Source organism: Psychrobacter celer (genome assembly GCF_016107555.1).
Classification (GTDB): domain Bacteria; phylum Pseudomonadota; class Gammaproteobacteria; order Pseudomonadales; family Moraxellaceae; genus Psychrobacter; species Psychrobacter celer.
On the sequence record NZ_JABASU010000029.1, the window covers coordinates 22,156 to 32,113 of the forward strand.

The 9,958-nt window shown below is 46.5% G+C and carries 8 protein-coding genes; 6 read left to right on the forward strand and 2 right to left on the reverse strand.

The window, feature by feature from the left end; genetic code table 11:
* The 5 genes from JFC05_RS12810 to purH all read left to right on the forward strand — a co-directional run bounded on the left by JFC05_RS12810 (nucleotide 1) and on the right by purH (nucleotide 5,568).
* Nucleotides 1-843 (forward strand): tetratricopeptide repeat protein, encoded by an 843-nt coding sequence (locus JFC05_RS12810; protein WP_227697538.1) that lies wholly within the window; start codon nucleotides 1-3, stop codon nucleotides 841-843.
* Nucleotides 844-1,034: 191 nt separating this feature from the next.
* Nucleotides 1,035-1,961 (forward strand): 50S ribosomal protein L11 methyltransferase, encoded by a 927-nt coding sequence (prmA, locus tag JFC05_RS11370; protein WP_198336960.1) that lies wholly within the window; start codon nucleotides 1,035-1,037, stop codon nucleotides 1,959-1,961.
* 181 nt (nucleotides 1,962-2,142) lie between these two features.
* Nucleotides 2,143-3,291 (forward strand): DUF3426 domain-containing protein, encoded by a 1,149-nt coding sequence (locus JFC05_RS11375; protein ID WP_198336961.1) that lies wholly within the window; start codon nucleotides 2,143-2,145, stop codon nucleotides 3,289-3,291.
* 225 nt (nucleotides 3,292-3,516) lie between these two features.
* On the forward strand, nucleotides 3,517-3,834 hold the full coding sequence (fis, locus tag JFC05_RS11380; RefSeq protein WP_198336962.1) for a DNA-binding transcriptional regulator Fis: 318 nt from the start codon (nucleotides 3,517-3,519) through the stop codon (nucleotides 3,832-3,834).
* Nucleotides 3,835-3,987: 153 nt separating this feature from the next.
* Entirely contained in the window at nucleotides 3,988-5,568 is a 1,581-nt protein-coding gene (gene purH / locus JFC05_RS11385) for a bifunctional phosphoribosylaminoimidazolecarboxamide formyltransferase/IMP cyclohydrolase (protein WP_198336963.1), read from the forward strand.
* Nucleotides 5,569-5,742: 174 nt separating this feature from the next.
* On the opposite strand, the gene JFC05_RS11390 is transcribed toward purH, so the two are convergent.
* Together JFC05_RS11390 and JFC05_RS11395 are read right to left on the reverse strand one after the other, a co-directional pair.
* A complete protein-coding gene (locus JFC05_RS11390) occupies nucleotides 5,743-7,617 on the reverse strand; it encodes a SurA N-terminal domain-containing protein (protein WP_198336964.1) in 1,875 nt (624 codons plus the stop codon).
* Nucleotides 7,618-8,078: 461 nt separating this feature from the next.
* Nucleotides 8,079-8,351, reverse strand: a complete 273-nt coding sequence (locus JFC05_RS11395; protein WP_075100718.1) for an HU family DNA-binding protein — start codon at nucleotides 8,349-8,351, stop codon at nucleotides 8,079-8,081.
* A gap of 588 nt (nucleotides 8,352-8,939) precedes the next feature.
* On the opposite strand from JFC05_RS11395, the gene JFC05_RS11400 reads away from it, so the two are divergent.
* A complete protein-coding gene (locus JFC05_RS11400) occupies nucleotides 8,940-9,584 on the forward strand; it encodes a hypothetical protein (protein ID WP_198336965.1) in 645 nt (214 codons plus the stop codon).
* Nucleotides 9,585-9,958: the final 374 nt, after the last annotated feature.

Below are 9,958 nucleotides of genomic sequence, written 5' to 3' on the forward strand. Positions count from 1 at the left end.
ATGCTGTCATTGATCAAACACACTGTCTTAGGTAACCATCGTCTGATGCCAACCTCTGCAAAAACCACATTGAGTACCGTCAAGTCCACTCGCCGTTTGGTTTTTTCTGGCGCTGTGATAGGTATGCTGAGTTTGAGCGCTTGTCAAACGGTACCCAGCACGCCTGCTGGTGCGCACACTTCAGCTAAACAGACGCCATCAGGGGCATCAGGCACCGCCAACCCCGCGCGACATGACACGACCTATCCGGTGACACAAGCCCCTATTGTCAAACAAGACGGCACAGGCAGCGCTGGTGCTTACCCAAATGACGGCTCTTCTGAGTCAGCAAACCCACTGACAAAAGATACGCCGCAGACCCACCTACCCAGTCAAGATCCCATCGTCAGTCAGCCAGATGTGGTCATTCTCACGCCTTCTCGTGAAGACTATATGATCTCTGAGCCTGCAGCACCCTCACACAATGAGCTGCTAGAGCGCGCTAGAAAAAACTCACAACAACGCAGCCAGAGTACCACCAGCAATAACAGCGACCTGCCTGCATTTCGCAATCTGATGCAAGCGGGTATCAGTCAGCTCAAAGCTGGCAGCCTGACCAATGCCGAAAACAGTTTTACCCGCGCCCAGCGCTTGGCACCCAGATCCTCTGCCGTCTATTTTTATCTGTCACAAGTTGCACTAAAAAAGAACCAACCACGTAAAGCAGAAGCCATGGCGCGCCGCGGCCTTAGCGTGTCGCAAGACGCCAGTCGTAGACGTGCGCTATGGCAAGTCATCCTGCAATCAGGGCAAGCTCAGGGCAATGGGCGAGTGATTAACGAAGCAAAACGAGCACTGCGTTAATCTGGCGCCAACGTATGACCCCAGCAGCTAAAAGCACACGCGTAAAATATCGCGAATGAGGTCAAGGCCACCTATCTCAATGTATATCAAGTAGCCATCGTAGCAATACATGAGCTGCTTTTTCACTACTGTTTCTTGTTAAAATACGTATTTATTTTTCTCACTTTTTTCTTCTATTTAAAGGTATCGTTATGGCATGGCAACAACTACATTTACAATGCGAAAAGGCAAACGTTGATTTGGCCGAAGCGCTGCTATTAGAAGCAGGCGCGCTCTCAATCGCGCTCGATGACGCAGGCGATCAACCTTTGTTTGAGCCGTTGCCTGGTGAGTCGCCACTTTGGGACGAGGTTATTTTGACTGGGCTCTTTGATGCGAGCACTGATGACGGCAGTCGGCAGGCCGTCGAGCAGCTAAGCCACAAAATCGCCGCACAAGTACAAGCCAGCCGCATTTGGCTGACCGCTGTCGACGATAAAGACTGGGAACGCGAATGGATGAGCAACTACCAGCCGATAGAATGCGCCAACGATCTTTGGATTGTGCCCAACTGGCTTACGCCGCCGAGACCTGAAGCGACCAACATCATTATGGACCCAGGTTTGGCGTTTGGTACTGGCTATCATGCCACCACGCGTTTATGCCTCGACTGGCTCACAGAGCAAGACCTAACAGACAAGGTAGTGATTGACTATGGCTGCGGCTCAGGTATTTTGGGCATCGCCGCCTTACTGCTAGGCGCACGAAAAGTCTACGCTGTCGATATCGATCCACAAGCAGTGCTGGCCACCAATCAAAATGCAGAGCGCAACCAAGTTGGTGATCGTCTGCAAGCATTTTTGCCGGAAGCATTTAATGAATACTGTGCTGAGCATGAAGTTGTGCCAGTCGAAGTACTGGTCGCCAATATTTTGGCAAAACCCCTGATCGGCTTAGCCCCGTATTTTGCTACATTGGTCAAACCCAGCAGCCGTATCGTACTGGCAGGCTTGATTGAATCGCAAACCGACGACGTCGTCGCCGCCTATCAGCCTTACTTTGCTATGGATCCTAAACATGCTTTTACTGACCAAGAAGACCAGCACTGGCAACGATTATCTGGTACATTTACAGGCTAGCAACATTTAATTACATCTGTTACGATAGAGGGCAGTCAAATGTTATGTGTTTGACGCCACTCTGTCCTTGCCCATGATTCATACATGAGATATTTTGTTAATGCGTAGTATATACCCCATAGGCAGCTGTTGGTGAGTGGAAAAGCGGTATTGATCACCATACTTTTTTGGACTCGACCCTATGACCACGCCCATAAAAACTCAGTGCCCCCATTGTCACGCTTGCTTTAAAGTAAAACAAACCCAATTGAACAAAGTAAACGCCACTGTCAACTGCGAGCAGTGTCATCAGAGCTTCTTAGTCAATCAGCACCTCATCGTCACCGCCGACACTGCCCCCAGCCCTCACGCTGCGACCGATACCGCCACTTCTACATCAAACAAAGCCGCGGCTCACAATGAGCTTATTCACGACGATTTGATTCATGATGATCTGATTGATGACGACCTCATCCACGATGAGCTGATTCATGATGACATGGATATAGGGGAGTCAGAAACCGACTTATTAGAGTACGATTCGCTCGACAGTATGGATGCATGGCTGACACAGGCGAGTCATCGCAACCATACCTCAAACCAGCAGTCATCTGCAGCGCAGATAAGCCCGGACTCATCGGCACAAGCAGCGCTAAGCTCTGCCGCCGCCAATGATATTCATGCCAATGTCGATGACAATGCGGACAATGCTTGGCTTGAGGCGTTGTTGAAAGAAGAAAGCCAAAACACACACAAAACACCAGATAACACCGACCTATCACAAATCTTACAAAAAATGGGCGTTCCGTTTAGTGACGAAGAAAAAAGCCAAAACGCTCGTGTAAAAGAGGCGCAAGCAAGGTTTTCACCAACGCCTGCGCGGCGCTCAGTGGCATCATTACTATGGACCCTTGGTTGCTTGGTATTGGCGCTGCTCTTATTGGCGCAATATGTCATCTTTAATATAGACACCTTGGTCAAAGACCCTGCCCACGCCGAGCGCCTACACCGCATCTGCTCTGTTGCCGTTTGTAGCTTGCCTAGTGCGGACCTAACAGCATTGAGCATTAGTCAAATTACTCACCAAAAAAGCCGTATTAACACCACAGGCGCGTTTAGCGATGTCAGCGCCGCCCTTTATAATCAAAGCACCAAAGCGCAGCTCTATCCGAGCGTAAAGGTCAGTGTGTACGGCAAAGATACTATAATTGGTGAGTTTATCGCAGCGCCAGCAGATTACTTATTAAGCAAGCAAAAACAACTCGCCGCCAATAGTCAGCAGCAGTTATTGTTTACCATCCCTGTGGCCAATACTCAGATTCGCGACGTTCAGATAACGCCTTTGTATTAAGGCCTGTGTTTATCAAATGGTTAAGGTATGTTTTAGCTACGCTGACAGATACTACGAAAAATAACGCTTCATTGAGCGACTTGATGGTCATGTATTTGATAACTGGGTACTTGATAACTGGGTATCGGATATAACCTCGAATCTATCAGCGCCAAAGGCCATTAATTTGATATAATACCCTGATATCTGATGGTTTGATTTTCTCTAACCCAAGGACTTTATCTTATGGCACCTCATGCACAGCATAATGCCCACCATTTTGCTACCAGCTCTGAGCATCCTGCCGACTACTCCAAACCCCATACCGACACTGCTCATGAGCCACTGCGTGTACATGTTGAGCGTGTGGTGCGCCAGTACTTTGCCTTGTTAGGTGATGAGGTGCCAACCGACTTATACGAGCTGATTTTAAGACAAGTTGAAGAACCGCTACTGTCGGTCGTCCTCGAACAAACGCGCGGCAATCAAACCAAATGCGCCCAAATCCTCGGGCTAAATCGCGGTACACTACGCAAAAAACTCAAAACTTATGACTTAATGTAGCATCAGCTATATGCGCCTATCTATTTTGATTGACAATCATTATGCAGGGCAATTGAGCGGTGATGATCTCAGTTTTTTTGAGGTTATCTGCCACCATTGTCGTTATCATCTTGCCAGACGTTGATGTCGGGCTTTTTTTATGGAAGTTTTTTTATGAGTACAACCCCACTCGCCTTATTATCAGTCTCTGATAAATCCAATATCGTTGAATTTGCTCAAGGTCTCATCAAGGCAGGCTTTGGTTTGTTATCTACTGGCGGTACGTATCGGCTACTCACCGAAAATAACGTCGCTGTAACCGAGGTCTCAGACTATACTGGCTTTCCTGAGATGATGGACGGCCGCGTCAAGACACTACATCCTAAAATCCATGGCGGTATCTTAGGTCGCCGCGGGACTGATGATGGCGTCATGAGTGACCATCAAATCGAGCGTATTGATCTGGTGGTAGTAAACTTATATCCATTTGCGCAAACCATCGCGCGCGCCGATGTGACCATGGCTGATGCTATCGAAAACATCGATATCGGCGGCCCTACTATGGTACGGGCAGCAGCAAAAAACCATGCCCATGTCGGTATCGTCACGGACCCTGCTGACTATGAGCGCGTCCTTACCGCTCTCGGTGACAGCACTGAGCTGACTTCGGCGCTGCGTTATGACTTAGCGGTCAAAGCTTTTGAGCATACCGCACAGTATGACGGTATGATTGCTAACTTCTTGGGCAGCCGCCTCAGCGCCACGCAGGAGCCAGAAAACTTCCCACGCACCTTTAACGTGCAGCTCGAAAAAGCACAAGACTTACGTTATGGTGAAAACCCGCATCAAAACGCCGCTTTTTATGTCGAAAACCACCCATTAAAGAGCCAGCAAGCCTCTATCGCAACCGCCACACAGTTGCAAGGCAAAGCGCTGTCGTATAATAACATCGCCGATACAGATGCCGCACTGGAGTGTGTCAAAGCCTTTAGCGCGCCTGCTTGTGTGATCGTTAAACACGCCAACCCTTGCGGCGTGGCTGTGGATCAAGACCAAGTTGCTGCATACCAAACGGCCTTTAGTACCGACCCTGAGTCTTCTTTTGGTGGCATCATTGCCTTTAACCGTCCCTTGACGCTAGCCGCGGCTAAAGCCATCATTGATAATCAGTTCGTCGAAGTCATCATCGCACCAAGTATCGAAGAAGGCGTCCTCGATATCACAGCCAGCAAGAAAAACGTCCGCGTCTTGGTATGCGGCGAGCTGCCAGCACCAGACCAACGCGACGCTCAGCTTGATTATAAGCGCGTCAATGGTGGCCTACTCGTACAAGAACAAGACCTTGGCTTAATCACTGCCAATGATCTAAAAATTGTCACCGATGTACAACCAACAGAGGCGCAGATTGCAGACTTGCTATTTAGCTGGAACGTCGCAAAATATGTCAAATCAAACGCCATTGTCTATGCCAAAGCTCAGCGCACCATCGGTGTTGGTGCCGGTCAAATGAGCCGTGTCAACTCAGCCCGTATCGCCGCCATCAAAGCTGAACACGCAGGACTTGCCACCGAAGGCGCGGTTATGGCCTCAGATGCCTTCTTCCCATTCCGTGATGGCATCGATAATGCAGCGGATGTCGGCATCTCTGCTATCATTCAGCCGGGTGGCTCGATGCGCGATGACGAAACCATCGCAGCGGCCAATGAGCATGGTATCGCCATGGTGTTCACAGGTATGCGTCATTTCCGCCACTAGTCTTTTGTAACTGAGCCGGCGCGCATGAGGCGGGTCGGTTTTGATTGCTAAATTACAGATTAAAAAAAGCCACTGTCTTTGATACAGTGGCTTTTTTACGTCTTTATGTGCGAGCGGTTATCGTCATTTAAGCCATTTAAGATGACTCAATTATCGATATTTAACGATTTGTATTTAACGACCTTGCGCGTTGGCCATGTTGGTGTCGTTAATCTCAACCTGATACACCATCCGCAGATACTCTAAGTAATCTTGCAGTTGATCTTGGCCTAAATTATCACGAATAATAGCCGCCGTTTGTGCTCTTTGCACATCAGATAATGGTGATTGCTGCTCCGTTTTGATGCGGTCACCGACCAACAAGCTGGCACCCACTTCCGTCTCGCCTGCGATGGCTACCACAGCGTTATCATCAGCTTGCTGGCTAAAGGCCATACCACGCTCTTTTTCGGTCAATTGTGTCGTTTGACGATTGATCTGACCGAGCGCTTTCAGCGTTACAGGCTGCTTGCTGATATCTGCTGGCGTTTTGATACTAGCAGCGATGGCTTTGGCTTCTTTTAGGGCCAATGCTGTGGCTTTTTGGCGACGTAGTATCTGCGTAATTTTTGGCGTCGCCGCTGACAAAGACAAGGTTTTAGTAGGGCGATAATTGCTCGGTTGTATCCACACCTTGCTGTTACCTACTTCGATACCTGCGGTTACTGCCTGATCTTGAATGGTAAATTCATCAAAGGCTTGTTTGAGCACAGCTGGCTGTGACAGGACCGATTGGTTATTTTCTTTACGGTAGTCTTTGATGCGTTTTAGTGGGACGTTTTCTTGCTGAGCAATATCTTCGATACTAAAACCATCAGCCGCCAAATCATTAATAGCCGTGACTTTATCGGCATAAATCTCTTGACGCTTGTACTCTTTTGCTTTCGCCGTTAGCTCATCGCGCATGCTCTCCAGACTTGGCACCTTGCTACCATTATCTTCGGTCACTGTAAATATCTGATAGCCAAAGCTGGTTTTGATGGGTGCGGTGACATCCCCAATACTTAGGCCCTCAAGCGCTTTTTCGACCGCAGCAGCATCGCTACCAAACACCGAGGTATTCAGACGACCGATATCGCCGCCGTTCTCTCCTGACGGATCATCGGACTCGGCTTTGGCAAGCGCGGCAAACGACTCACCTTTGTCTAAACGTGCCTGAATTTTTTCAGCACGCGCCTTGGCGTTGTCACCTGTGAGGAGTATTTGGCTGATTCTACGCTCGTCTGCCACCGCTTGGCTTTGCTTATACGCTTCATACTGCTGCTGTAGATCCGCTTCAGTGACCTCATCAACCTGAATGGCTTGCGGGTCTAGTTGAATATAAGCCAAATCCACCATCGCGGCACTTTTTAGTGTGTCTTTATTGGCATCATAATAAGCCTGAATATCGCTTTTGCTGACTTCGACTTGATCGGCATAGTCTTGCCAATTAAACCGATGGAGCCAGATATTGCGCGACTCCATTTGCAAATCAATCAATTGACTGACCGCTTGCATCGGATAAATCGCAGTACCGACGATACTGGCATTGAGCTGATCGAGGCTTAACTGATTGCGAAACTCAGCAAACAGCTGGTTTTTTGTCATACCGCGATTGCGCAAAAAGTTTGCAAACTGCTCATTAGAAAAATTGCCGTCAGCATCTTTAAATACTTCTTCTTGACGCAGCAAACGGTTGATGGTGTCATCAGAGACCGTCATCCCAAGCTTACCTGCCTGCTGCTCTAACAATGTGCGATCTATAAGGCCTTTTAGCACCTGCTCGTGTAGCACATCCTCATTTAAGAGGCTGGCATCATCAACTTGCTCTAAGATTTCGGTACGACGGTTATTTACCGCAGCTTGATACTCAGACAGCCCCACACTTGCCTCACCCACCTGAGCGACTTGGTTTGGGTCGACACTACCGCCAAAGTAGCTTTCGACACCCAATAGCGCAAGCGGTGACAGGCATAAAATCAATAAAATGCGACCTGGCCAGCTTTTTAAAAAATCGCGCAATTTATCCATAGTTATCTCTGCTTTATTAACCTATGTTGATGAAAAACCATTGTAATATTATGCCTATCGACGCTGTGGTAACGATGCTATCTAAGCCAGCAATGGTATGAGTAAGGGCGTGTGAGTTTTGGTGCAAAACCAAGAGAGATCAATCAATCTTGATTTAGACAATGCATCTACAGCGCGCCCTATGATACGTGATTTTTAAGACAGACTCAAAATATTCATGATGTCTGATACAAACTATCGCAATAAAAAAAGCACCTAAATATTAGGTGCTTTTTGCTATTTGGCTCATGGCTTAAATAATAAGCAAATCCATGAGCAACCTTCTATCTTTTTACGGCCTACAGACACTGCATTTATACGTATCTTGTATCCAATTTTAGTCTCTGCCTAATAGGTGGCCGTAGTTTTATAGTGGTCTATACTTTATATAGTCTTAAAAGAAATACTATCTTAACAAAGACTTAGTTTAAGCGCTCTTTTAAGTTTTTACCAGCTTTAAAGCTTGGTACTTTGCTTGCTGGGATGTTTAGCTCTTCACCAGTCTTAGGGTTACGGCCAGTACGTGCTTTGCGGTCTTTTACGCTAAAAGTACCAAAACCAACCAAAGAGATGCTGTCGCCAGCTTCTAAAGCTTCACCAACACTTTCCATAACAGCGTTTAGTGCATCGCCAGCTTGGGTTTTGTTCAGACCACTTTTTTCTGCGATGCTATCAATCAATTCTGACTTATTCATAAAATTTCCTTCAAGTTTAATGGGGATAATACACGCTCACGCCAGGTATTGTAACGCTCTCATAGCACTTAAGCAATAAAAACTACCTGACTTGCGTATTAACAGGTTTCGCTTTGTTATCGTCTTTATATCAAGGCCGCATAAGGAGCGCAAGCGATTTTACATATTTTTGTGCCGCTTACTACGTATTTGACACTCAATGTTACGCAAAACCCCTGCAATTTTTTATCAACTCACTACTTTACCTTAGACAGCTTGACTACCCAGTGTTTTGTCCAGTAAATTGCTCTCACTATAGTATTTGAACCTATCCTTAGCTTAAAAATACTAATGAGTCATCAACAAGCCACTACTGGCTCTAAGACAACAGGCAGCCAAACGAAAATAGCACAAAAATTATCGACTTATCAATACACTTGACACAAAGGTTACCAAGAGTCAGAAACTTACGTTACTTTTTATTATAAAGACGTTACTATAAGCAAAATATAATCGCATATTTTGGGTGTATCTTGATTTTTAAGTTGTTTTTTATTGATCAAATCCTCATTTTACGACACGTTACTAAAATAACCACGGATTATCTACATGAAGCGTTCTACGTTATCTCACTCTTTTCTCAATATCTTTTTGGTGTTCATCGAGTCAGCATTGACCTTACTGTTACGCCTAGATCCTGAATTACGTAAAGCAGCTTATCCTTTAGCCAAGCAAGGTACTGTCGTCGCGCTGCGCTTGTACCTCCCCCATGTAGAAGTTTTTGCCACCTTTAGTACCAAAGGCGTATTATTAGACGCGCAACTCCCGATAGGCCGGAGTGAGCCTGATGTCATCATCAATGCCTACAGTATCCAAGTCATCAACGCCATCACCACTCACGATAGCGAAAGCACTGAAAAGCTACAAATGCGCGGGGAGTCAGTGCAAGTACAGTTGGTCAAGCAATTTATCATGCAATTGGGTCTAGGCAGCCTCATCCAAGGACTGGTGAAAAAGTTCAAAGGCAGTAAAGACAAATCTAAGCCCACTGAAGCGGAGATGGCAGAAAAAAAGGAAAGCTACAAACTGCGTATCAAAGAGCAACAAACGCAAATCAACACCTTAACCATCAAAAACCGCGAGCTTGAAACCACGGTCAAAGAGCTACAAAGCAAACAAAAAACACTGACGATTGTGACTATCGGCGCCCTGCTTGTCATGATTGGCGCGATTATCGCATTATTAATAAATTAAACGAGTCCACTAAACGAAGCAATAAAATCGACAGGTATCATTGAGAAGTCTATTAGTCGCTTTATGGTGGCATCTTTAACAAGCTACTGACCAGTCATCAAACAGTAGGGTGCCATATCAAAAATACAGCCTAGATATCTATTGCTGTCACCCTACCTTCTCCTACCTTGCCTTTTATCAAGTATCGTTAATCCTAAACCAAAAAAAATGCAGCTATTATGCCGTATGCGACTGGTATCAATTTTTCTTGCGTGCTGCTTACTTTTGAAGCTTTACGGCATTTATACCTATAACACTGGGTTTGTTTTATAGTGCACCCAGGTGTAATGGACATTATTCATGCTGGCGTAGGCTCTAAAGCTATATACTGTCTA